This window comes from Caballeronia arvi, assembly GCF_001544695.2.
GTDB lineage: Bacteria > Pseudomonadota > Gammaproteobacteria > Burkholderiales > Burkholderiaceae > Caballeronia > Caballeronia arvi.
The window spans coordinates 12,797-35,247 of the sequence record NZ_FCOM02000057.1 but is presented as its reverse complement, the minus strand read 5'-3'; the positions used below and the strand labels follow the sequence as shown (position 1 = coordinate 35,247).

Sequence of the window (22,451 nt, the reverse complement as noted above, 5' to 3'; positions counted from 1 at the left end):
GCACAACATCTCTGTCAAGGATCACGCTCATGTCCACGAACGCAGTCAAACCGAACGCCACTCCGAAAGTCACCGAATTGCGCGTCGTGCCGGTCGCCGGCCGCGACAGCATGCTCATGAACCTGTCGGGCGCGCACGGTCCGTTCTTCACGCGCAACATCGTGATCCTGAAGGACAGCGCCGGTAACACGGGCGTCGGCGAAGTGCCGGGCGGCGAGAATATCCGCAAGACCATCGACGATGCGCGCGCGTATGTCGTCGGACAATCGATCGGCAACATGCAGGCGATCCTGAACCGCGTGCGCACCGCATTCGCCGATCGCGACGCGGGCGGCCGCGGTCTGCAAACTTTCGACCTGCGCACGACGATCCACGCCGTCACCGCGCTCGAAGCCGCGCTGCTCGATCTGCTCGGTCAGCATCTCGGCGTGCCGGTCGCGGCGCTGCTCGGCGAAGGCCAGCAACGCGACGAAGTCGAAATGCTCGGCTATCTGTTCTATGTCGGCGATCGCAACAAGACGGATCTGCCGTATGCGTCCGGGGCGGAAGGCAAGGACGACTGGGAGCGCGTGCGTACCGAAGTCGCGCTGACGCCGGAAGCGGTCGTGCGTCTCGCGGAAGCGGCGCAGGCGCGTTACGGCTTCAACGACTTCAAGCTGAAAGGCGGCGTGCTCTCAGGCGATGCCGAAATGGAAGCGGCCACTGCGCTCGCCGAGCGTTTCCCGGAAGCGCGCGTGACGCTCGATCCGAACGGCGCGTGGTCGCTCGCGGAAGCGATTCGACTGTGCCGCGACAAGCACGACGTGCTTGCCTACGCGGAAGATCCGTGCGGCGCGGAAAACGGCTATTCGGGCCGCGAAGTGATGGCCGAGTTCCGCCGCGCGACGGGCCTGCCGACCGCGACGAACATGATCGCGACCGACTGGCGTCAGATGGGCCACGCGATCCAACTGCAATCGGTCGATATCCCGCTCGCCGATCCGCATTTCTGGACGATGCAGGGCTCGGTGCGCGTCGCGCAGATGTGCAATGACTGGGGCCTGACGTGGGGCTCGCATTCGAACAATCACTTCGATGTATCGCTCGCGATGTTCACGCACGTCGCCGCTGCCGCGCCGGGCAAGATCACCGCGATCGACACGCACTGGATCTGGCAGGACGGCCAGCGTTTGACGCGCGATCCGTTGCAGATCGTCGGCGGCAAGGTGAAGGTGCCGGAAGTGCCGGGGCTCGGCGTCGAGCTGGATATGGACGAAGTCGCGAAGGCGCACGAGTTGTATCAGAAGCACGGCCTCGGCGCGCGCGATGACGGCGTCGCGATGCAATACCTGATCCCGAACTGGAAGTTCGACAACAAGAAGCCGTGTCTGGTGCGTTGAGTTTTACGCTTTCAACCGCTCGATGAGCGCCATCCCCGCCGCGGGATTGCGCTCCTTGAATCCGCTGATGACATAGAGAAAGACATCGCGCGATGCGGCCTTTGCAGCCGCCTTGCCGAACGTCTGCAAGTCGTCGGGCGAGCCGCCCGCGGCCCATGTCTTTGCGCGCTCGGTCCAGCGATCGAGCGCCGCCTTCGCGTAGCCCTTTGCCTCTTTGTCCGTCGTCCCCATGATGCGCGCGTAGACGAACGGCGCGGTCACATCCGCGATCTGCGGATACTTCGAATCGCCCGCGATCACCACCGCAACGCGATATTTCCGCGCCAGCGCGACGAACGCCGGATCGCAGAAACTCTCGTGCCGCACTTCGATCGCATGACGAATCGCGCGCCCTTCGACTTTCGCGGGCAGCAGTTCGAGAAAGCGCTCGAAGTCCTCGGGATCGAACTTCTTGGTCGCCGCGAATTGCCAGTTGATCGGGCCGAGCTTGTCCTTCAGTTCGAGCACGCCGCTGCCGAAAAATCGCTCGATCGTATCGCCCGCGTCCGCAAGCACACGGCGGTTCGTCGCGTAGCGAGGCGCCTTGAGCGAGAACACGAAATCGTCGGGCGCCTCGTCGCGCCATTTCATGAACGTCTCCGGCTTTTGCGAGCCGTAGAACGTCCCGTTCACTTCGATGCTGGTGAGCGCGCGGCTCGCGTATTCGAGCTCACGCTTCTGCGCGAGGCCTTCCGGATAGAACGTGCCGCGCCACGGCTCGAACGTCCATCCGCCGATGCCGACGCGAATCCGCGCGGTCTTGTTTTTCGAGGTCGCCATCGTGTCGTTACTTCCGGCCGACCAGATAGCTGACGCCTTGCGGCCCGTACTGCTCCGAATGCTCGATGTTCGTCGCGAGATGAAAGAGCTCGCCCGAGCGATACGTGCTGGCGTCCGCGCCGATGCGGATCGTCACGTCGCCTTCAAGGATCAGCGCTTTGGCTTCGAACGGATGCGCGTGGACATCGAGCGAACCGTGCGGCTCGCGGGTGACCGTGACGACTTCGTGAAAACCTTCGCGGGAAAGAAGTGCGAGAAATTCGTCGCGGTGCATGTCGGCGGTTCCGTGAAAAAGGGAAGGCGCGCAGCTCGTTTCGAGCAGACGCGCCGTGTCGTGCACCTGATGCTAACGCAGCTACAAAAGTTCGGTTTCCCGCGCTCAGTTGCCGAAGAAGATATTGCATTGCGGCCCACGGACGCACGGCTTGGACGACGCGCCGTCCATGCTGCCCATCGTCGTCATGCCAGCTTGGCCATGCGTCATCGGTGCGCCGCCATAGGACATGTCGCCCGGCTGTCCCTGCATGGCGCTCTGCTGAGGCGCGCTCGGATCGGTCCAGGTGTCGGCGGTGGCCTGTCCGGGCACCTGCGCGGTGCGATAGTAAGTCTGCTGAGCCGAGGCGACGCCAGCGGCGACGAGTAACGAGGCGGCGAGCGCCGCCATTGCGATACGTGATTTCATGTTGACTCCTTGATCGGAAGGCGCGCTCGCGTGCACACCGCGTAACGCTGTTCGCTGATTCGGATCGTGATTCCGCACGGAACGTGCCACGTGCCCTTCGTTCGCCATGCGTGGCTTGCCGGTCGGACGGACATCGGCGCCGGTTCCCGGCTTGGGCGATGTGTGACGCTGCCGGTATCCCGAACTTGTTCGTATGCGATTCACGCACGGCATCTCGCCGATGCGATGCAGACGGAGCGCCGGTGCGCTTGCCGGCGGAAGAACCGTTTCGGACCCGCGAGTCCGCAGAAGACGCATGCCGCGCTGCACACTTCGTTATAGGCCGCAGACGCGCGAATGGACAGGACAATTGAACGTGCGCATCGCTTCGGGACGCACGCGTGGCGCGAGGCTGGCGAACACGTCAGTGCCGCATCGGTTCTAGAATGCGAGGCGTACATTTTCTGTTCAAGAACGCAAGGACATCGCGACCATGACCGTCACCATCTACCACAACCCGAAGTGCGGAACCTCGCGCAACACGCTCGCGCTGATTCGCAACGCGGGCATCGAGCCGACCGTGATCGAGTATCTGACGCATCCGCCGAGCCGCGAATCGCTCATCGCGCTGATCGCGCGCGCGGGCCTTTCGGTGCGCGACGCGCTGCGCGAAAAAGGTACGCCGTATGCCGAGCTCGGCCTCGACGATCCGGGTCTCAGCGATGATCAGCTCATCGACGCGATGCTCGCGCATCCGATCCTTATCAACCGCCCGTTCGTCGATGCGCCGAAGGGCGCGCGGCTGTGCCGCCCGTCGGAGCTCGTGCTCGACATCCTGCCCGAAGCGCAGAAAGGCCCGTTCACGAAGGAAGACGGCGAAGTCGTCATCGACGAAAAGGGCAAGCGTGTGCGCTGACGCACATGCGCTGAACCTGACCGTTACCTGACGTTACCTTTCTGGCAGACCCGTTGCACCTGTATCCGGCATCGCTTTCTAGACTGCATCTGACTCACGAAGCACTCGTGTGCAGGGAGGAAGCGGCATGAAAAAGAAACTGCTGGGTTTGGCTGTCGGGATTGCGGGAATCGCGGCGCTCGCGATATCGGCATCGGCGAATGCGCACGTCGATGTAGCCGTGGGCGTCGGCGTGCCGGTGTATGCGCAGCCCGCGCCGGTCGGCTATTACGGTTATGGCGGCTACGGCGGTTACGGCAGGTATAGCGGCTATGAAGATCGCCATGAGCGCTGGCGCGAGCGCGAATGGCGCCGCCACGAGTGGCGCGAGCGTCAGTGGCGCCATGAAATGCGGCGTGAGGACCGCTGGCGCGACCGTCGCGGCTGGTAACGATTCGTCTGGACTGCGCATTGCTGTCGAACGCGGCGAGCCGGGAGGCTGCGTCGCGTTTCTTTTTGCGATTTCGTGCGCCGCGATGCGACCGCGTGACGCACATGGCGCCGTTCAAGGTGCGGCCGTTCGTGCCGTAAACACGCTGGCGATGCCGGATAGTCGTGCTTCCTTCGCCACGCGAGCGGCACCCCTTCACTTTCAGCGATGTTCAGTCCAGTCAGCATTCTCGTCGTCACTGCGCTATCGAGCATTCTCTCGATACTGGTGCTGATTTCGCTGCTCTCGCACGCGATCGCGGGCGTGCCGCGCTGGCTGTGGGCGAACGTGCTCGCCATCGTTTCGCTCGTGCTCTTTTCCGTGCAGAGCATCACGCCCGCGTGGCTCGGCGTCGTCGTAGCGAATCAACTGCTTGCCGCGACGATCCTGCTGATCTACGAAGGCTGCAACGAATTCTTCGACGTGCCCATGCGTCCCGCGCAGTGTTGGACGGGCTGGATCATGTGGCTCGGCGTGATGGCGGGCATCGCGTATTTCACGTACGTCGCGCCCGACGCGCACGTGCGCGTGGTGATCGTCTCGGCGTTTCATGCCGCGTGCTGTCTCGCGATCGCCGGGCGCGTGCTGATCGAGCGCCCGAAGGAGCGGCCGCGCTACAACTATCTGTTCGTTGCGGGCGCCGCTGCGCTCGGCGCGCTCGGGCATACGATCCGCGGCGCGATCTACGTCGTCAAGCCGCCGGCGCAGGCCGCGCTCTTGCAGCCCGGGCCGATGCAGATCACGTTTCTCGCGCTCGGCATTCTCGTGCTGCCGTCGCTGTGCATCGGGCTCGTGATGATGGCGCACGACCGGCTCGCGCAGCGGCTCGAACGGCTCGCGCGTTTCGACGATCTCACCGGCGCGCTGTCACGGAAGGCGCTGCTCGCGGCCGCCGCCGGGCGTCTCGCACGCGCGACGCAGACAGGCACGCGCGAGTACGTCGCGGTCGTCGACGTCGATCATTTCAAGACCGTGAACGACCGCTACGGCCACGCGGCGGGCGATGAAGTGCTGCGCCATTTCGCGTCGATCGTGCAGGCGCGCATCCGCGATCACGACGCGTTCGGGCGCATCGGCGGCGAGGAGTTTTGTCTGTTCTGCACGGCGGCGCGCATCGACGATGTCACCGCGCTCGTCGAGCGTCTGCGCGAGACCGTCGAAGCGACGCCGTGCGGCGTGCCCGGTGGCGTGCTGCATTACACGTTCAGCGCGGGCATCGCGGCGTGGGACGGACGCGAGCCGCTCGCCTCGCTGATGGCGCGCGCGGACGGCCTGCTCTATGCCGCGAAGATCGCGGGCCGCAATCGCGTGAAGGCGCCCGCCGCCGATGCGCTCGCCTGAGGTTCGTCTTCCGGCTTGTTCATCGACGCAGGCAATTTTGGTGCGCTAACGTGCCGATGCCGCTCTCGACAAACACAAAGAGGAGACGAAGTGAGCCAACTGCCCAAATTCACGATGGTCGATGCCGCGCCGACGCCCGTCGGTCCTTTCTCGCACGCGGCCGAAGCCGACGGCTGGGTGTTCCTGACCGGCCAGATGCCCACCGATCCGGACGACGACAACGCGCCGCTGCCCGAAGGCGTCGCGGCGCAGACGCGTCGCGTGATGGACAACCTGAATCTCGTGCTGGGCGGCGTCGGCCTCACGCTCGACAACGTGGTGAGCGTGCGGATTTTCCTGACCGAATTCAAGCGCGACTACGAAGCGATGAACGCGGTGTATCGATCGTACTTTCTGCCGAAGCCGCTGCCGGCGCGCACGTGCATCGGCGTGACCGGGCTCGCGCGCGATGCGCTCGTGGAGATCGATTTCGTCGCAAAGCGGCCTTGAGCGCGTCTATTTGCGTTTCGACGCATCGATCCAGCGGAACGTGAGATTGATGCGCTCGCCGTTCATGCCCGGCTCCTTCGGCACGCGATGCACCCATTCCTGCTGCGTGCGCCCGCGCATCACGAGCAGGCTGCCGTGCGTGAGCGCGAGGGAGTGCGTCGCGTGCGTGCGCGCATGGCGGAACTCGAACGTGCGCGTCGTGCCGAGGCTCACCGATGCGATCACCGGTTCCGGCCCGAGCTCGCGTTCCTTGTCGGCGTGCCAGCCCATGCTGTCGAGGCCGCTGCGATAGCGGTTCAGCAACACGCTGTTGAAACGCGCGTCACACGCGGCCTGCGCGCGCTCGCGTAAAGCGGCGACGGCGGGCGTCCAGGGCTGCGGCACGTTGCGGATGCCGGAATACACGTACACCGCATCCGGCTCGCCTTGCCACGCGGTCAGGCGCGGCAGCGGCACGCGGCCGCCGGGCGTCGTCATCGTGTCCTGCTGCCAGCTCACTTCTTCGATGAGCGCGCCCATCAGATCGGAGGCTTCGTCGGCGCCGATCCAGTCGGGATGCCACACGATGTCAGGCTTGGGAATGTCGTCGAAGAGATCGAACATAGCGGTGATGCACGAACGGCAAATGAAGCATTCACGATAGCAGAGCCTTTGCGCGGCGTGATTGCTGCTTCATTTTCTTGCACGTCCGGACGCTGTGCTACATTTCCTGAATCATCTCAATAAAGTCGTGCAAGGGTCGGAACATGGCTTCGTCCTGCTCCTGCACGGGCGACGACTCCCCGGGGAATCACATGAACACCACCGCCGAAGCAAGCGGCGGCGCGGCGCAAGGCCGCCGTATCCTGCTCGTCGACGACAGCGTCGATGCGGCGCTTGCCATGTCGATGCTGCTGGAAGCGCTCGGCCACGAAGTGCGCACGGAGTACGACGGGCCGCGCGCGCTCGCATCGATCGATGATTTCAAACCCGATGTGATCGTGCTCGATATCGGCTTGCCGGGCATGAGCGGCTTCGATGTCGCGCGCGAGCTGAGAAAGCGCGACGCGACGAAACACGCGCTGCTGCTCGCATTGACCGGCTGGGGCAGCGACGCCGACCGGCAGAGCGCGCTCGACGCGGGCTTCGACCATCACCTGACGAAACCCGTCACCATCGCGGATCTGGAAGCGCTGATCGCGGGACCGCGAGCGTAAGCGCTGCTATTCGACGCGCAGCCGCGCCATATACGGCAAATGATCGGACAGCCATGCGGTGTCCTGCGTCGGCACGAGCCATTCGACGGGCCTCAGGCCGCGCACGAACATTTTGTCGAGCGCGAGCGCGGGCGAGAACGCCGGAAACGTGCGGCCGGATTCGCCGAGCATCGTCGCAACTTCGTGCATGCCGAGCTCGCCGAAGAGCGGCACGGAATCGTTGCGCCAGTCGTTGAAGTCGCCCGCGAGCACGAGCGGGCCGTCGGGCGCTTCCTTCGCGATCCAGTGCGCGATCCAGTTCATCTGACGCAGCCGCGCCTGACGAGTCAGCGCCAGATGCGCGCACAACAGCGTGATCGCCTGGCCGGAGAACGTGGCGCGCGCAACCAATAGGCCGCGCTTTTCGAAGCGATGCGCCGAGATGTCCCAGCGCCCGGAAAGGTCCAGCGGATGCGGCGACAGAATAGCGTTGCCGTGCCGCCACGACGGTTTGAACACGTTCGGCCCGAGCGCGATCTGCAATTCGAGCGCAGTGGCGATTTCGGTTGCCTGACAATGCCAGACGTCGTCGAGCGGCGCGTTGAGCGGATTGCCGAAGCCGCTTGCGAGGACGGGCTGAGGCATGCGCCGCGCCATCGCTTCCTGGAGGAAATAGACGTCCGCGTTGGTGGTCTGGACCCATCGCTGCATCGCGTTCCAGGCGCGCAAACCGAGCGGCGAGCGGCCCTTGTGCAGGTTCCAGCTGACGGCCGTGAAATCCGGCGTGGCCGAGCGGGAGGACGGGCCTGGCGGAAGATGTTCTGGGTTTCGCATGCGTTGTTCGTGTCGAGCGGCGGACTTTGAGTCTATGTCACCGCGATGTTCATTGCGCCGCCGTGGCCGAACCGAGGCTCGCGCGCACCCGGTACGCAAGCGACGGATTGCTTTCGATGATCTGCCATTGCGCCCATTCGCCCGGTTTGAGCACCATGCCCGGATGCGACGCGCTCACCTGACGCGGCACGGGCGGCAGCTTGCAGCCGGAAGGCGACACGCGCGTGCTGTCTTCCTGCAAGGTTTCCTGCGCATCGATGGCGAGCGTGATGTCGTCGGCGTTCGCGTGTGTCGGCGAGATCGTTAGCGTGCGTTGCAGATCGATGTCGCCCGCGGGCTGATCCGCGCAGCCGACGCGATTCTTCACCTTGTTGTGGTGCGTATCGGTGCGCGCCTGGCCAACGTTGGTCGTACCGGAAAACGAATCGATCTGTTGTCCGTCGCGCACGACCTGCAACTCCCAAGTCACCGGTTGCGGCGGCGCGATTTGCGCCTGCGCGCCGGCTGCGAAACAGGCTGCCGTCATGAGCGCGGCGTTCAGAAAAGCGGTTCGTATCGTTTTATGCATTGAGAGCGACTCCTGCGCGCGGACTGTTCGGATGGCGGCGCGCGATGGCGAGCGGCCGCGGGATCGGTGTTCCCGGCGAATTTCGTGTGACACGGCGGCGCGCGTCGGGTTCAGCACGCCAGAAGAAACAGCATGTTTCGAACCCGCCCGGCCGCGTCGATCCCGACGATGATACTAGGGCGCGTCGCTCGCGGCTTTATCGATGAAACGGCGCATTGTGGTTAGCAGCACACGCGTTCGACTGCTCGCTTGCATGGGCTTTTGGCGTCGATACACTGGACTTGTCGACACAAGAAAATGACGGGGTGTGACATGACGACAGCCGTGGTCAGACAGGAACTCTCGGTGGCGTCGTTCAGCAAGGTCTACAGTCTCGATGACGTGGAAACCGCGCTCAACGATCTGCCCGAAGGCGCGAGCGACGCCTTGCGCGCCACTTACGAAAAAATGCTCAAGGCGGGCAATCTGCGCTTTTGCGTGAAGCCGAACCGCATGCCGTCCATCGACGATCTCGCGGCCACGCTGCCGAATTTCGAAGAGCCGCTCGACGATATCCGCAAACAGATCGCGCTGTGCCTGGAAACCGACGATCGCCTCGAACTCATGCCGATGCTGCTGCTCGGCGAGCCCGGCATCGGCAAGACGCACTTCGCGAAGCAGCTCGCGCGGCTGCTCGGCACGTCCTGTCATTACGTCGCGATGAGTTCGCTGACGGCGGGCTGGATCCTGTCGGGGGCGTCGTCGCAATGGCGCAATGCGAAGCCCGGCAAGGTCTTCGACGCGCTCGTGAACGGCAGCTACGCGAACCCCGTCATTACCGTCGATGAAATCGACAAGGCGACCGGCGACGCGCAATACGATCCGCTCGGCGCGCTCTACGCGCTGCTGGAGCACGATACGGCGCAGACGTTCATCGACGAATTCGCCGAGGTGCCGATCAACGCGGGCAATGTCGTGTGGATCGCCACGGCCAACGACGCGCGCGCGATTCCCGAGCCGCTTGTGAACCGCATGAACGTCTACGAGATTCCGGCGCCGGACCGCGAGGGCGCGCGGCGCATCGCGCAGACGATCTACGCCGAAATCCGCAACGCGCACGCATGGGGCGCGGGCTTTCCGGAAACGCTCGGCGACGGTCCGCTCGACGCGTTCACGCGGGCGTCGCCGCGCGGCATGCGGCGCGCCATGCTGAACGCGTTCGGCAACGCGCGCATCGATGGACGGCATCATGTCGAGGCGCGCGATATCCAGCTCGACCGGAATTCGCGCAAGAAGGCGATCGGATTCTAAAAAGTCCTGTTTTGCGAAATTGCCAAAAAAGCCATCAAAACCTGTCATTTTTGACATCTGGCGGCCAGATTCTTGCCTTTTTCTGAATTGCACCGGAAAACGATGCAATCTGCGTGTGTTTGTTGTGTATCGCGCAACAGTCCCGAACGTAAAATAATTGGGAAGAATTCTGCGGCGGGAAAAGACATGGACCGGATCGAGTGTGTGGTAATCGGAGCGGGCGCCGTCGGACTGGCGATCGCCCGCGCGCTGGCGATGCGCGGACGCGAAGTCATCGTGCTGGAGTCGGGCGAGGGCATCGGCATCGGCACGAGCTCGCGCAACAGCGAGGTGATCCACGCGGGCATCTACTACCCGCGCGGATCGCTGAAGGCGGAACTGTGCGTGCGCGGGCGCGACATGCTCTACGAATTCTGTCAGGCGCATGGCGTGCCGCACCGGCAATGCGGCAAGCTGCTCGTCGCGACGGCGCGCAATCAGGTGCCGCAACTCGCTGCGCTGGAGCAGAAGGGCACCGAGAATCGTGTGAAGGGACTCGTGCGTCTTACCGGCGCGCAGGCGGCGGAAATGGAGCCGCAACTGCAATGCGTCGAAGCGGTGTATTCGCCGCTGACGGGCATCGTCGATAGTCATCAGTACATGCTCGCGCTGCAGGGCGAAGCCGAGAAGCACGGCGCGAACATCGTGTTCCATACGCCGGTCGCGTCCATCGACGCGCGCGAGGGCTGTTTCATCGTCGAGACGGGCGGCGAGTCGCCGACGCGCTTTCGGGCGTCGTATCTGATCAACAGCGCAGGGCTGCATGCGAACGAAATCGCGCGCAACATTCGCGGTCTCGACGACCGCCACGTGCCGCCGCTCTACTTCGCGAAAGGCAATTACTTCAGCGTGAGCGGTCGCGCGCCATTCGAGCGGCTTATTTATCCGATGCCCAACGAAGCGGGCCTCGGCGTGCATCTGACGATCGATCTCGGCGGGCAGGCGAAGTTCGGCCCCGACGTCGAATGGGTGCCCGCGCTCAACTACGACGTCGATCCGCGCCGCGCCGATTCGTTCTACGCCGCGATTCGCGCGTACTGGCCCGGCCTGCCCGACGACGCATTGCAGCCCGCTTATGCCGGCATCCGGCCGAAGCTCTCGGGTCCGGGGCAGGCGGCGGCGGATTTCATGATTCAGGGCAAGTCGGCGCACGGCGTGCCGGGGCTCGTGAATCTGTTCGGCATCGAGTCGCCGGGACTGACGGCATCGCTTGCGATCGCCGAGCGCGTCGCCGACATGACGCGCTGACTTACATGCGACTTTCACTCGTCCCTTATCTCTAACATTTGACGTCGTCGACTCGCTTCCAGGTTGATATGCTCGGACATCGCCGTCGCCAAGAACGGCGCATATCCCCTAATACAACATGGAGTGAGTCACCATGAAGACATCACGTCGCACGTTCCTCATTACCAGCGTGGGCGTCGCCTCGACGTTCGCGCTCGGGTCGCGCGCCGCGCTCGCCGCCGACGCGCCCAAAGTTCCCGAAAGCGATCCCACCGCACAGGCGCTCGGCTACAAGGAAGACGCGAGCAAGGTCGACAAGGCCAAGTACGCGAAGTACGCGGCCGGCCAGGATTGCGGCAACTGTCAGTTCTATCAGGGCAAGGCAAGCGACCCCTACGCGCCGTGCCCGATGTTCGCCGGCAAGCAGGTCGCATCGAAGGGCTGGTGCAGCGCCTACGTGAAGAAGGCATAACGCAGAACCGGCATGAGTCCGGAAGCGCGCCCGGCCGAAAGGCCCGGCGCGCTTTTCTTCGTTTGTAATTAGCTTGCTCAGGAGAAAATCCGTCTTTACACTCGCCAAGGCAAAAAAGAGCCGCACATGTGCATCTTTATAAAGCGCGGACGACGAGACGAGCGGGCCCGCACGCATGAGGGCGCTGGCCCAGCACGAACCCAATGACTAGGGGAACGCATGCCCGGAAGACCATTGAACCCGCGCGCCGTGACGGCGGCGGTCATCGGCAACGCGCTTGAGTGGTACGACTTCACGGTGTTCGGCTTCATGACGGTGGTCATCGCGCGCCTGTTCTTTCCGAGCGACAGCGACTACTCATCGATTCTTCTGACGACGGCGACTTTCGGCGTCGCATTCGTGATGCGGCCGGTCGGCGGCATCGTGCTCGGTCTCTATGCGGATCGCGCGGGGCGCAAGGCCGCGCTGACACTCGTCATCGGGCTGATGACGCTCGGCATTCTCCTGCTCGCGATAGCGCCGCCGTATTCCGCGATCGGCATCGGCGCGCCGCTCGTCATCGTGTTCGCGCGGCTTCTGCAGGGCTTCTCGGCGGGCGGCGAGTTCGGCAGCTCGACCGCGCTCCTGATCGAAGCGGCGCCGTTCTCGAAACGCGGCTTCTACGGCAGCTTCCAGATGGCGAGCCAGGCGGCGTCGCTGCTGCTCGGCGCGATCGTCGGTTCGGCGATCTCGCGCGGCCTTTCGCCCGAAGCGCTCGAATCGTGGGGCTGGCGCGTGCCGTTCATTCTCGGTCTCATCATCGGGCCTATCGGGCTGTATATCCGCCGCAACATGGCCGATACCGAAGCGTTCCTGCACGCGAAAAAGACCGCGCGCCGCGCGACGCTCGGCGAAGTGTTCGGCACGCATAGCCGCGAAGTGCTGTGCGGGCTCGGCTCGGTGATCGCGTTGACGGTGACCGTGTACGTGCTGATCGCCTATCTGCCGACGTTCGCCGTCAAGCAACTGAAGTTGCCATTCGGGCAGTCGTTCACGGCGCTGATCGTCGGCAATCTGCTGTTGACGGTGCTCTCGCCGGTCGCGGGCGCGTGGTCGGATCGCATCGGGCGCAAGGGCCTTTCGATGTGGTCGCTCGCGATCACGTTCGTCATCATCTATCCGCTGTTCGCGTGGCTCGCCGCGGAGCCGAGCGTGATGCGGCTCATCATCGTGCAGGCACTGCTGTCGATCGCGCTCTCGGGCTACTATGGGCCGTTCGGCGCGCTGATCGCCGAGCTTTTTCCGGCGCACGTGCGCTCGACGGGGCTTTCGCTTGCGTACAACATCGCGGTGATGATCTTCGGCGGCTTCGGGCAGTTCATCGTGACGTGGCTGATTCGCGTCACGGAATCGCAACTTGCGCCCACCTTCTACGTGATGGGCGGGCTCGCGCTCTCGCTGATCGCGGTGTCGTGCATTCCGGCGACGCGTCACGCGGACGTCGACGAAGCGCGCGATTTCATCCGTTAGGCGGCAATCAAATGAAAGTGATCGAAAGCGGCAAGTTCACGGCCGAACGCGCGTGGGGCGCGCTCGATATCTGCGTGATGAACGGCACATCGTGCCGTCTGCACTGGACGAACGAGCCGTACAAATGGCACGTGAACGATGGCGAGGAAGTATTCGCCGTCATGCAGGGCGAAGTGCGCATGCACGTGCGCGATGCGGAAGGCGAGCGCACGCTGACGCTGCGCGGGGGCGATATCTTCCACGCACAGGCCGGCGATGAGCATTTCGCGGAACCGGTCGGCGAGGCGCGGATTCTGGTGATCGAAAAGGAAGGAAGCGTTTGATGGCGTTTGTTCCTAATCCGTTCGGACAGGTGGCGCAGCGCGGGCGTTGGCGGTGATAATCTGCGCATCGTTGTACGTGAGCGAGGGTAGGAAATGGTTAGGATGGTTGAATTAATCGAACGTGACTATCACGAAGCGCGGGAGGCGGGGCGGTTGAGCGAGTGGGGCGCGATGCCGCTGCTGGATTCGGAGGAGCTCGTCGTGGTGTCGAGGGAAAGGCTGGCGCTGTATGTTGACCGGCTCGAACTGGTCGAAAACGAACTATGCCGGCGGCATGTCGATGAGGCGCTCGAACAGATGAAGGCACAGGGAATCAGGTTCCTTACGCCGGAAGATCTCGAAGATGAAGAAGCGTCGCACGGCGAGATGTCGGAGCGAGTGCCGCGCAAGCGGAAAATCGAAAGCGGAACGCGAGCGCAAAGAATCTCGCCCGTCGATATGCTCCGCAGCCTGTTTGCCAGGCGAACGAAACAGGTCGGATGATGGCGCGCGGCGTGAAGTTTTTAATGCCGAGTTGGCGCGACTATCATTTCTGGCGCGGTTCGGATGCGAAAATCTTCGAGAAACTGACGGGCCTGATTAACGAGTGCTGCCGCAGCCCGTTCAAGGGAACGGGCAAGCCCGAGCGGCTCAAGCACGAGAAGGCGTGGTCGCGCCGCATAGACGAGAAGAATCGCCTGGTGTACGACGTCACGGATGAGCTTCTTGTCGTCTTCCACTGCCGCGGCCACTACGGCGACAAATAGCGACGCGACTTACCCCTCCAGCCCCGCCTTCACCAGCAACTCCGTCAGCACGTCCGTCATCCCGCCTTCATGCGCTTCGGCGCGCTCTTTCAACTGCTTCACCAGCTTTTCATCGAGCTTGCAGGCAAACGGCACGAGTCCTTTCGCCTGATCGAGCTTGCGCTGCTCGCGCCGATCGACCTTCTGCGCGTCCGCCGCGCCCGCGCGTCCTCGTCCGCCTTGCTTCAAATCGTTGGCGAGTTTGAAGGCCTTGTTCTGTTCCAGCTGGAATTTGTTCACGCGATGCTCCCGGGCGACGATTGAGTAGAAAGGCCCGTATTGTACGGAACCGCCAGCGCGTCGATGCGTGCGCGCATGCGCCGCCAGTGCGAGCCTTCCCAGAACACGCGACGACACACGTCGCAGGTGACAAAGCGCGTATGCCGCTCGCGCACACCGTCGGGCACGCGGCCGTCGATATCGCCAGGTCCGGCACGACGCAAGGGCGCGTTGCACATCAGGCAAAGGCGAAATGCGCGCACATGCGGCGCGAGATCGAAGCGCGCCGACACTTCGCGAAACTGCTCGTCGGGCTGCAGCGTGCGCACGTAGCAGCCGCGCAGCACGGTGCGGCGCTTCAGCAACTCGCGATCGCGCGTGAGCACGATGCGCGCTTCGTCGTGCGCGAGCTGTTCGATTTCATCGTCGGGGAAATTGTTGTCGTAACGCGTATCGAAGCCCGCGAGCCGCAGCAGTTGCGCGAGCCCGCCGAGATGCGCATCGGCGATGAAACGCAGATCGGTCGCGGGCAGCGGCGGCCGCAGCAGCAGCGCGCCGTTCGCCATGCCTTCGGGCGCGTGGCGCGTCGGATAAATCTCGATGAGATCGTTGGCTTCGATCAGCGTGTCGAAGCCGGTCGGCAGGCCGTTGCGCACGATCAATCCGACTTCCGTGTGCGGCACGCCGAGCGCCTCGATCATGTGTTTCGTCGATGACGACTTGGCGTACGCGCACGCGAACGTGTGCCCGCGCTGCGATCGAGCGAGGAAATCGTTCAGTTCACGATGGAAGTGAAACTGCGCCTTGACCATCCAGCCAGTATCGCATTGCGCGTTCCTGCGCGCTTCACTTCGATGTGCTCTACTGGTTCTCCAGGGACCAAGGCCCGCGCGGCGGCAGACAAGGCAAAGGAGCACACAAGCATGGATATCGGATTTATCGGTTTGGGCGAAATGGGCGGCGCGATGGCGAGCAACGCGCTCAAGGCGGGGCACACGGTGCGCGTCTGGAACCGCTCACGCGACAAGACGCGCGCGCTCGCGGATCAGGGCGCGTCGGTGGTCGATACGCCCGAGCAGGCGTTCGCCGGCGACGCCGCGTTCTCCATGCTCGCCGACGACCACGCGCTGCGCTCGGTGCTCGTCGATGGCGGCCTCGTCAAGCACGCGCCGAAGGGCCTCGTGCACGTCAACATGGCGACGATTTCCGCGGCGCTCGCCGTCGAACTCGCCGAACTGCACGCGCAACACGGCGTCGCGTATGTCGCCGCGCCGGTGCTCGGGCGGCCGGACGTCGCGGCGGCCGGCAAGCTCAACATTCTCGCGGCCGGCGCGAGCGATGCGATCGACCGGGTGCAGCCCGTTCTCGATGCGCTCGGCCAGAAAACCTGGCGCGTCGGCAGCGAGCCGCAGCACGCGAACGTGCTCAAGCTCGCGGCGAATTTCATGTTGGCGTCGGCGATCGAAAGCTTCGGCGAAGCGGCGGCGCTCGTGAGCGGCCACGGCATCGAGGCGCAGACGTTTCTCGACGTCATCACGAATTCGCTGTTTCCGGGGCCGGTGTATCAGGGCTACGGCAAGATGATCGCCGAGCGCCGCTACGAACCCGCACTCTTCAGGGCGCGGCTCGGGCTGAAGGACGTGCGCCTCGCGATCGCCGCCGGCGATGCCGTGAACGTGCCGCTGCCCGTGGCGAGCGTCGTGCGCGACAACCTCGTCGACGCCATCGCTCACGGCGACGGCGACAAGGACTTCGCCGTGCTCGGACAAGTGGCGGCGCGTCGCGCGGGGCGCTGATTTCGAATCAAATCGATGTCGTGGCGAAGGCGGGCGGACGGCATAATGCGAATCCGTTCAACTTCCTCGCCACGCCGCAATGAGCCTGCATCTCTGGTGGCTGTTCGTCGCCACCGTATTCGTCGTATCAGCGATCCCCGGTCCCAACATGCTGCTCGTGATGACGCACGGGGCGCGGCACGGCCTCAGGCGCTCGACGGCCACGATGGCCGGTTGTCTCACGGCGCTCGTCATCATGCTGTCGGTATCGGCGGCGGGGCTCAGCGTGTTTCTCGAAGCGTGGCCGCGTCTCTTCGACACGTTGCGTCTGGCCGGCGCGGCGTATCTCGTCTGGCTCGGCGTGAAAAGCTGGCGCGCGAAAGCAAGCGCGATCGATGTCCGCGATGAAAGCGCGGGCACGCCATCGGTGAAACGCGCGACGCTCTTTCGCAATGGCTTTCTCGTCGCAAGCAGCAATCCGAAGGCGATTCTCTTCGCGGCGGCGCTGCTGCCGCAGTTCATCGACGCAAGCCGTCCGGTGTTGCCGCAGTTCGCGGTGCTCGTGTCGACGTTCGCGGTCATCGAAGTGAGCTGGTACGCGGTGTATGCGGGACTGGGCGCGCGCATCGGCGACAAGCTGAAGAGCGCGAGCGTCGCGCAGGCGTTCAACCGGCTGACGGGCGGCGTGTTCGTCGGCTTCGGCGCGATGATGGCGCTCGTGCGGCACTGAAGCGCACGCCGAAACGTCTGCATGAACGGGCGCGTGACTTGCTTCGTTTGCAGTGCTTCATTCGCTTTCGAACATACAGGCGCAACCGGCGGGCGGATAGTAGCGCTCGTCCCGGTTCGCCGCGAAATCAAGAAGAACAGCTAGGGGAGGGCGCTGCATGCACATGACTGGCCCAAGCGCCAAACTTGCCGCGCTTTTGCCGTTCTTTTGCTGCCTGATTGCGACGGCGCCCGCGCATGCCGACGACACGCCGAATCCCTGCGATGCATTGAAGCGCATAGTGGCTGCCGCGCCGAATTTTTCGTCGCTATCCGCAATCGACGGCCGCGCGATCGCGCTGTCCCACGGCGACGACGTGAAGTGCGCCGCATCGCAGACGAACTATCGATGCACGTGGACGCCGCGTCGCGGCTCGGGTGCGGAAGCGCTGCAAGGCGTCGCGGCGGACATCGCATCCTGCATGCCGGACGCGACGCACGATCAGAATTCTCCCGCGCGCCAGCATTTCTACTTGGGCGCACGCGGCGCGCGCACCGAGATCACCGCGGCGCAGGCGGGCTCGAACAAGCTGACCCTTGAGATTTACGGTTCCCGGTGAGGCCATCGTGAGCAAGCGCATCCTCATAGCCGACGACGACGACGATGCGCTCGCCGGTCTCGCGAACCTGCTGAACGGCATGGGCCATGAAGTGGCGCTCGCGGCGAACGGCGCGCAGGCGGTCGACGTCGCCGGCAAATTCGATCCCGAAGTGGTAATTCTCGATCTGGGCATGCCGTTCGTCGACGGTCTCGCGGCGGCGCGCGAGCTGCGCCGCCTGCCGAACGGTCACGCGATGATGCTCGTTGCGCTGACGGGCTGGGGCCAGCCGCAACATCGGGAAATGACGCAGGCCGCCGGCTTCGACGTTCATCTCGTCAAGCCGATTTCGGCGGATCAACTGCACTTCATCCTGTCGATGATGCAGCCATGAGTGAGCGCGCACATGCCCGTGCGTCGGCCTGCCGCAGCCGCCAATGTTGCGGCGCACCAAAATTATTGGTATATTTACTCCTGTCTCCTCCATGTCTCCACTGATATGGATTCAGCCCGCCAGCTTTGGCGGGCTTTTTTTCGCCCATGCGTTTCGTCACGGCGCACTGGCGGCAAAAAAAAAGCCGATCCGCAGTGACGCGGACCGGCCTTTTCTTCTGCTTAGCGGTCGTTGTGCTTTAGCGCGCGAGACCCGCGTCTTCGTCCGCGCCGATCGCCAGATTCATACACTGAATCGCCGCGCCCGACGCGCCCTTGCCCAAATTGTCGAGACGCGCGACCGTCACGAAACGCTCGTCGTTGCCGAATACGAAGATATCGACACGATTCGTGTCATTGCACGCCTGTACGTCGAAGAAGCCGGCGTCGAGATTGCTCTCGGCGTCAAACGGCATCACGCGCACGAACGGCTCGTTGTTGTAATACTCGGCGAGCATGTCACGCGCGTCCTGTGGTTTGGCCGGGCGCTTCAACTGTTCCGGCGAAAAATACGTCGTAACCGCGAGGCCCTTCAGGAACGGACCGACGATCGGCGTGAAGATCGGCGCGTGCGTGAGACCGGTGCGCACCGACATTTCCGGCAGATGCTTGTGCGTCAGGGCAAGCGCGTACGGGCGCGGGCTCATGAGCTTCTCGTCGCCGCCCGCTTCGTACTCCGCGATCATCTTCTTGCCGCCGCCGCTGTACCCGGTGATGGAGTACGCGTGCGCGCGGAAGTCGGCGGGAACGAGACCGCCCGCGACGAGCGGCTGCACCGACAGCACGAACGCCGACGCATGGCAGCCCGGCACCGCGATGCGCTTCGACGCGCGCAGGCGCTCGCGCTGCGCGCGCGACAGCTCGGGCAGGCCGTACGCCCAGTCGTCCTGCGTGCGAAACGCAGTGCTGGCGTCGATCATCACGGTGCGCGTGTTGTCGGAATCGACGAGCGACACCGACTCGCGCGACGCGACATCCGGCAGGCACAGAAACGTCACATCCGACGCGTTGATGAGCCTGCGGCGCTCCTCGACGTCCTTGCGCTTCGCGTCCTCGATTCGCAACACTTCGATGTCACGGCGCTGCGACAGATATTCAAAAATCTTCAGGCCGGTGGTGCCTTCCTGTCCGTCGACGAATACTTTCGTGGTCATCTCGATCTCGCTGGTTCGTGCGGGCACTCGCCGCAAAAGCGCTATTTTAAGGCGATTCCGCGGCGGGTTCATGTCCGCCGTTTTCGACGGCCCCGCGAGTGCCGATCCAGCGCGCCGTCACCTCGGCGATACGCGCGCCGAAGACTCTCGCCGTTTCCAGATCGCCGGGCGGCGGCGCCTCTTCCGGCGAGGCGTCGGCGGGCGACTGCGTGAGCAGACCCGTGAAGCCGCCGACGAAGTTCAGGTCGTTGCGGGTGGCCGCCTTCGTGTTCGACGGCATCATGCCCGTCCCGATCCAGACCATGCCGTGCTGCATCGCCAGCGTGACGAAATAGGAGATCGTCAGGAATTTATCGCCGTTCATGTGCGCCGAATTGGTGAATCCGGCCGCGATCTTGTCCTTCCATTTCTGCGCGAACCAGGGCTTCGAACTCGCGTCGGCGAATTTCTTGAAGTCGGCAGAAGGGCCGCCCATGTAGGTCGGCGCGCCGAAAACGATGGCATCGGCGGCGTCGAGATCGGCCCAGGCGGCTTCGTCGATATCGGCGACGGCGATCAGCCTCACGCTCGCGCCCGCATCGGCGGCGCCGCCGAGGACGGCGTCCGCGACCTTTTTCGTGTGGCCGTAGCCGCTGTGATAAACGATGATGATGTTCGACATGATGTCCCCGAGTCTCCCGCGCGCCGCGGCACACGCTCGAGGCGTGCCTTGTAGGACGGTCCGGTCAGTCTAGCAAAGACAATTTTTATCCGACCGGCGCGACCGCACGCTTCTGACCCTATCGGCCGTACGTGAAAGTCATTTGCGCGCTGGCGATCGCCAATGTGCGGATTTCGTGCTCGAACATCAGCGCGGGCGTGCCCTGGCGCAGACGCAGATCGGCGCTGTTTAGCGCGTAGACGGTCACGATGTAGCGATGCGGCTTGCCGGGTGGCGGGCACGGGCCGCCGTAGCCGTCCGTGTCCCAGTCGTTGCGCGCCTCGATCGCGCCGAGCTTGCGCAGCGCGCCCGAGGCGCTCGCGTTGTTCGGCAGGCGATCCGTGCCCGCGGGAATGCCGGCGACCGCCCAATGCCACCAGCCGCGTCCGGGCGCGTCGGGATCGAAAATCGTCACGGCGAAGCTACGAGTGTTCGCGGGCGCGCCGCGCCACGAGATCTGCGGCGAGCGGTTGCCGCCCTTGCACTCGGACTGATCGAAAAGCAGATCGCGCCCGATGGTCTTGCCCGGCGCGAGATCCGCGCTCGAAACGGAAAAGGCCGGGTCGGCCGCGGCTTCGCGCGAACCGAAGAAACCCGCCGCCACGAAGGCGAGGAACAGTGCTGATGCGACTTGGCCACCCGAACTCACGCGTCGACCGGTGAGGCGCATGTGCTGAACTCCTGTCAGTATCGTTGCGCGATATAACAGCGTTTCGCTAGCTGCAACGATGTTTTTTGTCTCAGTGATGCGCTTCGTGACGGGATGCAGTTTAACATTGCAACAAAGCATAAAAGCTTCGATTCCTTGAGACTTAACCGATAGCGCGCTGCGCGCTTATCAGTTTCGACGTAGTGTAAAGCGCCTTGACGGCGATGACTTCTGACTCTATTGAACGTAGAAATGAGTAATTCGACGCAGATTCGCACGGCAACTAATCGACCGATATTCAGGAGAAAGTAATGAGCCAGCGAATAAAAGTCATCATTGCAGACGACCACCCGGTGATTCTATTTGGCGCGACCCAGGCGCTCAGCAAGTTTCCGGAGGTGGACGTGGTCGGCCAGGCGCGTCAGTCGACCGAACTCATTCAGCTGCTTCAGAAAGCGGCCTGCGATGTCCTCGTCACCGATCTCGCCATGCCCGGCGGCTCCTACGGTGACGGCATGCCTTTGCTGGGCTATATCGGACGCCAGTTTCCGCGCGTGAAGCTCGTCGTGCTGACGATGCTCGAAAATCCGGCCTTGCTCAAACGTTTGCGCGAAGTCGGGGTGATGTCCATCATCAACAAGGCCGACGACATGAACCATATCGGCTGGGCGATCCAGCATGTCATGCGCGGGCAGGAGTATCTCGGCCCGTCCGTGAAAGCGGCGCTCGACAGCATGGGCCTCGGCGCGAGCGGGCAGCAACGCAGCGTGATCCTGTCCAAGCGTGAACTCGAAGTGGTGCGCCTTTTTGTCTCGGGCATGACCATTACGGAAATAGCGGGACAATTGCGGCGCAGTATCAAAACGATCAGCACGCAAAAAAACACGGCGATGAGAAAACTCGGAATCGAGCGCGATTCCGAATTATTTCAGTATGCGCAAAGCAACGGCTTGATGAATCTTTCCGCCTATTCCGGCGACGGCTCACTCGACGATTCGGCGATCCGCAATCCGGATTCGCTATAAGCCAGACTTTGACGCGCAAAAATAAAGAGAGCCGCTGATTGAATCAGCGGCTCTCTTTGTTTAATTGCTGCGAGAACGTCAGTGTTTATTGCGGCGCAGCGGTCGCGCCGCCGTGCGCCGCCGACCATTCGGCCGGCGCGTGCAGGAATTTTTCGACTTCATCGAGCGTCTTCGACTCGAAATAGCCCTGTTCCTTCGCGACGCGCAGCACGTCCCACCACGTGGCGAGCGCGTGGAGATCGACGTCGATGTCTTTCAGCACCGACACGCTTTCCTTGAAGATGTTGTAGTGAAACAGCACGAAGCAGTGGTTCACCGTCGCGCCCGCGGTGCGCAGCGCGTTGATGAAGTTGATCTTGCTGCGGCTGTCGGTGGTCAGGTCTTCGACCAGCAGCACACGCTGGCCTTCGGTCAACAGGCCTTCGATCTGCGCATTGCGGCCGAAACCCTTCGGCTTCTTGCGAACGTATTGCATCGGCACCATCAGACGGTCGGCGATCCACGCCGCGAAAGGAATGCCCGCCGTCTCGCCGCCCGCGACCGCGTCGATCTGCTCGTAGCCGACGTCGCGCAGAATCGTTGCTTCGGCCATCTCCATCAGGCCGCGGCGCACGCGCGGGTAGGAGATCAGCTTGCGGCAGTCGATATACACCGGGCTCGCCCAGCCGGACGTGAAGATGTACGGTTTTTCCGCGTTGAAGTGCACCGCCTGCACTTCGAGCAACATCTTGGCGGTGGTGTCGGAGATCGTCTGGCGATCGAAGCCTGTCATGGGCGAATCCTTGGACTTATGTGTGGCGCTTGCAAAAGCGGGGAGGCGGCCGCGAGGGCCTTTGGCGCAGGCTTACGATGCGAAACGCGCCGTTTTGGACGGCGTTTTCGCATTCACTGCGC

30 protein-coding genes are annotated in these 22,451 nt (G+C 63.7%); 18 read left to right on the top strand and 12 right to left on the bottom strand.

The features are described 5' to 3' along the window. The first annotated feature begins 29 nt into the window (after positions 1 to 29). The gene (gene gudD, locus AWB74_RS35890; RefSeq protein ID WP_061151369.1) at positions 30 to 1,379 is read left to right on the top strand and encodes a glucarate dehydratase; all 1,350 of its coding nucleotides are present in this window, start codon (positions 30 to 32) and stop codon (positions 1,377 to 1,379) included. A 3-nt stretch (positions 1,380 to 1,382) separates the two neighbouring features. On the opposite strand, the gene AWB74_RS35885 is transcribed toward gudD, so the two are convergent. The 3 genes from AWB74_RS35885 to AWB74_RS45905 all read right to left on the bottom strand — a co-directional run bounded on the left by AWB74_RS35885 (position 1,383) and on the right by AWB74_RS45905 (position 2,880). Further along, positions 1,383 to 2,198: a DUF72 domain-containing protein gene (locus AWB74_RS35885; RefSeq protein ID WP_061151368.1), complete on the bottom strand. Its 816-nt coding sequence runs from the start codon at positions 2,196 to 2,198 to the stop codon at positions 1,383 to 1,385. 7 nt (positions 2,199 to 2,205) lie between these two features. Continuing rightward, the gene (locus AWB74_RS35880; protein WP_061151381.1) at positions 2,206 to 2,472 is read right to left on the bottom strand and encodes a cupin domain-containing protein; all 267 of its coding nucleotides are present in this window, start codon (positions 2,470 to 2,472) and stop codon (positions 2,206 to 2,208) included. Between the two features lie 105 nt (positions 2,473 to 2,577). Further along, on the bottom strand, positions 2,578 to 2,880 hold the full coding sequence (locus AWB74_RS45905) for a hypothetical protein (protein ID WP_143749380.1): 303 nt from the start codon (positions 2,878 to 2,880) through the stop codon (positions 2,578 to 2,580). A 472-nt stretch (positions 2,881 to 3,352) separates the two neighbouring features. On the opposite strand from AWB74_RS45905, the gene arsC reads away from it, so the two are divergent. The 4 genes from arsC (at position 3,353) to AWB74_RS35855 (ending at position 6,074) form a co-directional block, all read left to right on the top strand. Further along, positions 3,353 to 3,775 carry an arsenate reductase (glutaredoxin) gene (gene arsC / locus AWB74_RS35870; protein ID WP_061151366.1) on the top strand — a complete coding sequence of 141 codons (423 nt, stop codon included), beginning with the start codon at positions 3,353 to 3,355 and terminating at the stop codon, positions 3,773 to 3,775. Positions 3,776 to 3,902: 127 nt separating this feature from the next. Then, positions 3,903 to 4,205, top strand: a complete 303-nt coding sequence (locus AWB74_RS35865; RefSeq protein WP_061151365.1) for a hypothetical protein — start codon at positions 3,903 to 3,905, stop codon at positions 4,203 to 4,205. A gap of 207 nt (positions 4,206 to 4,412) precedes the next feature. Continuing rightward, positions 4,413 to 5,585 carry a GGDEF domain-containing protein gene (locus tag AWB74_RS35860; RefSeq protein ID WP_061151364.1) on the top strand — a complete coding sequence of 391 codons (1,173 nt, stop codon included), beginning with the start codon at positions 4,413 to 4,415 and terminating at the stop codon, positions 5,583 to 5,585. Positions 5,586 to 5,675: 90 nt separating this feature from the next. Beyond that, positions 5,676 to 6,074 carry a RidA family protein gene (locus AWB74_RS35855; RefSeq protein ID WP_061151363.1) on the top strand — a complete coding sequence of 133 codons (399 nt, stop codon included), beginning with the start codon at positions 5,676 to 5,678 and terminating at the stop codon, positions 6,072 to 6,074. Positions 6,075 to 6,080: 6 nt separating this feature from the next. Here AWB74_RS35855 and AWB74_RS35850 read toward each other — a convergent pair whose 3' ends face one another. Further along, the gene (locus tag AWB74_RS35850) at positions 6,081 to 6,677 is read right to left on the bottom strand and encodes an alpha-ketoglutarate-dependent dioxygenase AlkB family protein (protein ID WP_061151362.1); all 597 of its coding nucleotides are present in this window, start codon (positions 6,675 to 6,677) and stop codon (positions 6,081 to 6,083) included. Between the two features lie 191 nt (positions 6,678 to 6,868). Between AWB74_RS35850 and AWB74_RS35845 the strand changes: the two genes are divergently transcribed. Continuing rightward, positions 6,869 to 7,270: a response regulator gene (locus tag AWB74_RS35845; protein WP_061151361.1), complete on the top strand. Its 402-nt coding sequence runs from the start codon at positions 6,869 to 6,871 to the stop codon at positions 7,268 to 7,270. Between the two features lie 6 nt (positions 7,271 to 7,276). Here the strand turns inward: AWB74_RS35845 and AWB74_RS35840 are convergent, their stop codons facing one another. Together AWB74_RS35840 and AWB74_RS35835 are read right to left on the bottom strand one after the other, a co-directional pair. Beyond that, complete coding sequence (locus tag AWB74_RS35840) at positions 7,277 to 8,083, bottom strand: endonuclease/exonuclease/phosphatase family protein (RefSeq protein ID WP_061151360.1); 807 nt, start codon at positions 8,081 to 8,083, stop codon at positions 7,277 to 7,279. Between the two features lie 49 nt (positions 8,084 to 8,132). Beyond that, complete coding sequence (locus AWB74_RS35835) at positions 8,133 to 8,651, bottom strand: hypothetical protein (protein ID WP_061151359.1); 519 nt, start codon at positions 8,649 to 8,651, stop codon at positions 8,133 to 8,135. Between the two features lie 312 nt (positions 8,652 to 8,963). Between AWB74_RS35835 and AWB74_RS35830 the strand changes: the two genes are divergently transcribed. From AWB74_RS35830 to AWB74_RS35800, 7 genes are all read left to right on the top strand, one after another. After that, on the top strand, positions 8,964 to 9,941 hold the full coding sequence (locus AWB74_RS35830; protein ID WP_061151358.1) for an AAA family ATPase: 978 nt from the start codon (positions 8,964 to 8,966) through the stop codon (positions 9,939 to 9,941). 186 nt (positions 9,942 to 10,127) lie between these two features. Further along, a complete protein-coding gene (locus AWB74_RS35825) occupies positions 10,128 to 11,228 on the top strand; it encodes an NAD(P)/FAD-dependent oxidoreductase (RefSeq protein ID WP_061151357.1) in 1,101 nt (366 codons plus the stop codon). Positions 11,229 to 11,361: 133 nt separating this feature from the next. After that, a complete protein-coding gene (locus AWB74_RS35820) occupies positions 11,362 to 11,679 on the top strand; it encodes a high-potential iron-sulfur protein (RefSeq protein WP_061151356.1) in 318 nt (105 codons plus the stop codon). 219 nt (positions 11,680 to 11,898) lie between these two features. Further along, on the top strand, positions 11,899 to 13,188 hold the full coding sequence (locus AWB74_RS35815; protein WP_061151355.1) for an MFS transporter: 1,290 nt from the start codon (positions 11,899 to 11,901) through the stop codon (positions 13,186 to 13,188). Between the two features lie 11 nt (positions 13,189 to 13,199). Next, positions 13,200 to 13,511: a cupin domain-containing protein gene (locus AWB74_RS35810; protein ID WP_061151354.1), complete on the top strand. Its 312-nt coding sequence runs from the start codon at positions 13,200 to 13,202 to the stop codon at positions 13,509 to 13,511. A gap of 153 nt (positions 13,512 to 13,664) precedes the next feature. Beyond that, positions 13,665 to 13,994 carry a hypothetical protein gene (locus tag AWB74_RS35805; RefSeq protein WP_143749379.1) on the top strand — a complete coding sequence of 110 codons (330 nt, stop codon included), beginning with the start codon at positions 13,665 to 13,667 and terminating at the stop codon, positions 13,992 to 13,994. Beyond that, complete coding sequence (locus AWB74_RS35800; RefSeq protein WP_061151352.1) at positions 13,991 to 14,257, top strand: Txe/YoeB family addiction module toxin; 267 nt, start codon at positions 13,991 to 13,993, stop codon at positions 14,255 to 14,257. Before AWB74_RS35805 ends, AWB74_RS35800 begins: the two co-directional genes overlap by 4 nt. A 9-nt stretch (positions 14,258 to 14,266) precedes the next feature. Here AWB74_RS35800 and AWB74_RS35795 read toward each other — a convergent pair whose 3' ends face one another. Both AWB74_RS35795 and AWB74_RS35790 read right to left on the bottom strand, forming a co-directional pair. Continuing rightward, positions 14,267 to 14,536, bottom strand: a complete 270-nt coding sequence (locus AWB74_RS35795; RefSeq protein ID WP_061151351.1) for a hypothetical protein — start codon at positions 14,534 to 14,536, stop codon at positions 14,267 to 14,269. Beyond that, positions 14,533 to 15,327: a Mut7-C RNAse domain-containing protein gene (locus AWB74_RS35790; protein WP_061151350.1), complete on the bottom strand. Its 795-nt coding sequence runs from the start codon at positions 15,325 to 15,327 to the stop codon at positions 14,533 to 14,535. The genes AWB74_RS35795 and AWB74_RS35790 overlap by 4 nt, the downstream gene beginning before the upstream one ends. Before the next feature lie 111 nt (positions 15,328 to 15,438). Here AWB74_RS35790 and AWB74_RS35785 point away from each other — a divergent pair, with 111 nt between their 5' ends. The 4 genes from AWB74_RS35785 (at position 15,439) to AWB74_RS35770 (ending at position 17,991) form a co-directional block, all read left to right on the top strand. Next, positions 15,439 to 16,311 (top strand): NAD(P)-dependent oxidoreductase, encoded by an 873-nt coding sequence (locus tag AWB74_RS35785; protein WP_061151349.1) that lies wholly within the window; start codon positions 15,439 to 15,441, stop codon positions 16,309 to 16,311. Between the two features lie 79 nt (positions 16,312 to 16,390). Next, positions 16,391 to 17,020, top strand: a complete 630-nt coding sequence (locus AWB74_RS35780) for a LysE family translocator (protein WP_061151348.1) — start codon at positions 16,391 to 16,393, stop codon at positions 17,018 to 17,020. A 157-nt stretch (positions 17,021 to 17,177) separates the two neighbouring features. Next, positions 17,178 to 17,618 (top strand): hypothetical protein, encoded by a 441-nt coding sequence (locus AWB74_RS35775; RefSeq protein WP_061151347.1) that lies wholly within the window; start codon positions 17,178 to 17,180, stop codon positions 17,616 to 17,618. Between the two features lie 7 nt (positions 17,619 to 17,625). Further along, positions 17,626 to 17,991: a response regulator gene (locus AWB74_RS35770; protein ID WP_061151346.1), complete on the top strand. Its 366-nt coding sequence runs from the start codon at positions 17,626 to 17,628 to the stop codon at positions 17,989 to 17,991. Between the two features lie 238 nt (positions 17,992 to 18,229). Here AWB74_RS35770 and argC read toward each other — a convergent pair whose 3' ends face one another. The 3 genes from argC to AWB74_RS35755 form a co-directional block, all read right to left on the bottom strand. Then, the gene (argC, locus tag AWB74_RS35765; protein ID WP_061151345.1) at positions 18,230 to 19,183 is read right to left on the bottom strand and encodes an N-acetyl-gamma-glutamyl-phosphate reductase; all 954 of its coding nucleotides are present in this window, start codon (positions 19,181 to 19,183) and stop codon (positions 18,230 to 18,232) included. 46 nt (positions 19,184 to 19,229) lie between these two features. Further along, positions 19,230 to 19,844 (bottom strand): flavodoxin family protein, encoded by a 615-nt coding sequence (locus tag AWB74_RS35760; RefSeq protein WP_061151344.1) that lies wholly within the window; start codon positions 19,842 to 19,844, stop codon positions 19,230 to 19,232. Between the two features lie 118 nt (positions 19,845 to 19,962). Further along, the gene (locus tag AWB74_RS35755) at positions 19,963 to 20,553 is read right to left on the bottom strand and encodes a YbhB/YbcL family Raf kinase inhibitor-like protein (RefSeq protein ID WP_061151343.1); all 591 of its coding nucleotides are present in this window, start codon (positions 20,551 to 20,553) and stop codon (positions 19,963 to 19,965) included. A gap of 290 nt (positions 20,554 to 20,843) precedes the next feature. Between AWB74_RS35755 and AWB74_RS35750 the strand changes: the two genes are divergently transcribed. After that, entirely contained in the window at positions 20,844 to 21,557 is a 714-nt protein-coding gene (locus AWB74_RS35750) for a response regulator (protein ID WP_061151342.1), read from the top strand. Between the two features lie 85 nt (positions 21,558 to 21,642). Here AWB74_RS35750 and AWB74_RS35745 read toward each other — a convergent pair whose 3' ends face one another. After that, complete coding sequence (locus tag AWB74_RS35745) at positions 21,643 to 22,329, bottom strand: orotate phosphoribosyltransferase (RefSeq protein WP_061120316.1); 687 nt, start codon at positions 22,327 to 22,329, stop codon at positions 21,643 to 21,645. Positions 22,330 to 22,451: the final 122 nt, after the last annotated feature.

What these genes read in the sequence shown, in the direction of transcription:
- gudD (WP_061151369.1), top strand. Translation starts at nt 30, where the DNA reads ATGTCCACGAACGCAGTCAAACCGAACGCCACTCCGAAAGTCACCGAA.
- AWB74_RS35885 (WP_061151368.1), bottom strand. Translation starts at nt 2,198, where the DNA reads ATGGCGACCTCGAAAAACAAGACCGCGCGGATTCGCGTCGGCATCGGC.
- AWB74_RS35880 (WP_061151381.1), bottom strand. Translation starts at nt 2,472, where the DNA reads ATGCACCGCGACGAATTTCTCGCACTTCTTTCCCGCGAAGGTTTTCAC.
- AWB74_RS45905 (WP_143749380.1), bottom strand. Translation starts at nt 2,880, where the DNA reads ATGAAATCACGTATCGCAATGGCGGCGCTCGCCGCCTCGTTACTCGTC.
- arsC (WP_061151366.1), top strand. Translation starts at nt 3,353, where the DNA reads ATGACCGTCACCATCTACCACAACCCGAAGTGCGGAACCTCGCGCAAC.
- AWB74_RS35865 (WP_061151365.1), top strand. Translation starts at nt 3,903, where the DNA reads ATGAAAAAGAAACTGCTGGGTTTGGCTGTCGGGATTGCGGGAATCGCG.
- AWB74_RS35860 (WP_061151364.1), top strand. Translation starts at nt 4,413, where the DNA reads ATGTTCAGTCCAGTCAGCATTCTCGTCGTCACTGCGCTATCGAGCATT.
- AWB74_RS35850 (WP_061151362.1), bottom strand. Translation starts at nt 6,677, where the DNA reads ATGTTCGATCTCTTCGACGACATTCCCAAGCCTGACATCGTGTGGCAT.
- AWB74_RS35845 (WP_061151361.1), top strand. Translation starts at nt 6,869, where the DNA reads ATGAACACCACCGCCGAAGCAAGCGGCGGCGCGGCGCAAGGCCGCCGT.
- AWB74_RS35840 (WP_061151360.1), bottom strand. Translation starts at nt 8,083, where the DNA reads ATGCGAAACCCAGAACATCTTCCGCCAGGCCCGTCCTCCCGCTCGGCC.
- AWB74_RS35835 (WP_061151359.1), bottom strand. Translation starts at nt 8,651, where the DNA reads ATGCATAAAACGATACGAACCGCTTTTCTGAACGCCGCGCTCATGACG.
- AWB74_RS35830 (WP_061151358.1), top strand. Translation starts at nt 8,964, where the DNA reads ATGACGACAGCCGTGGTCAGACAGGAACTCTCGGTGGCGTCGTTCAGC.
- AWB74_RS35825 (WP_061151357.1), top strand. Translation starts at nt 10,128, where the DNA reads ATGGACCGGATCGAGTGTGTGGTAATCGGAGCGGGCGCCGTCGGACTG.
- AWB74_RS35820 (WP_061151356.1), top strand. Translation starts at nt 11,362, where the DNA reads ATGAAGACATCACGTCGCACGTTCCTCATTACCAGCGTGGGCGTCGCC.
- AWB74_RS35815 (WP_061151355.1), top strand. Translation starts at nt 11,899, where the DNA reads ATGCCCGGAAGACCATTGAACCCGCGCGCCGTGACGGCGGCGGTCATC.
- AWB74_RS35810 (WP_061151354.1), top strand. Translation starts at nt 13,200, where the DNA reads ATGAAAGTGATCGAAAGCGGCAAGTTCACGGCCGAACGCGCGTGGGGC.
- AWB74_RS35800 (WP_061151352.1), top strand. Translation starts at nt 13,991, where the DNA reads ATGATGGCGCGCGGCGTGAAGTTTTTAATGCCGAGTTGGCGCGACTAT.
- AWB74_RS35790 (WP_061151350.1), bottom strand. Translation starts at nt 15,327, where the DNA reads ATGGTCAAGGCGCAGTTTCACTTCCATCGTGAACTGAACGATTTCCTC.
- AWB74_RS35785 (WP_061151349.1), top strand. Translation starts at nt 15,439, where the DNA reads ATGGATATCGGATTTATCGGTTTGGGCGAAATGGGCGGCGCGATGGCG.
- AWB74_RS35780 (WP_061151348.1), top strand. Translation starts at nt 16,391, where the DNA reads ATGAGCCTGCATCTCTGGTGGCTGTTCGTCGCCACCGTATTCGTCGTA.
- AWB74_RS35775 (WP_061151347.1), top strand. Translation starts at nt 17,178, where the DNA reads ATGCACATGACTGGCCCAAGCGCCAAACTTGCCGCGCTTTTGCCGTTC.
- argC (WP_061151345.1), bottom strand. Translation starts at nt 19,183, where the DNA reads ATGACCACGAAAGTATTCGTCGACGGACAGGAAGGCACCACCGGCCTG.
- AWB74_RS35760 (WP_061151344.1), bottom strand. Translation starts at nt 19,844, where the DNA reads ATGTCGAACATCATCATCGTTTATCACAGCGGCTACGGCCACACGAAA.
- AWB74_RS35755 (WP_061151343.1), bottom strand. Translation starts at nt 20,553, where the DNA reads ATGCGCCTCACCGGTCGACGCGTGAGTTCGGGTGGCCAAGTCGCATCA.
- AWB74_RS35750 (WP_061151342.1), top strand. Translation starts at nt 20,844, where the DNA reads ATGAGCCAGCGAATAAAAGTCATCATTGCAGACGACCACCCGGTGATT.
- AWB74_RS35745 (WP_061120316.1), bottom strand. Translation starts at nt 22,329, where the DNA reads ATGACAGGCTTCGATCGCCAGACGATCTCCGACACCACCGCCAAGATG.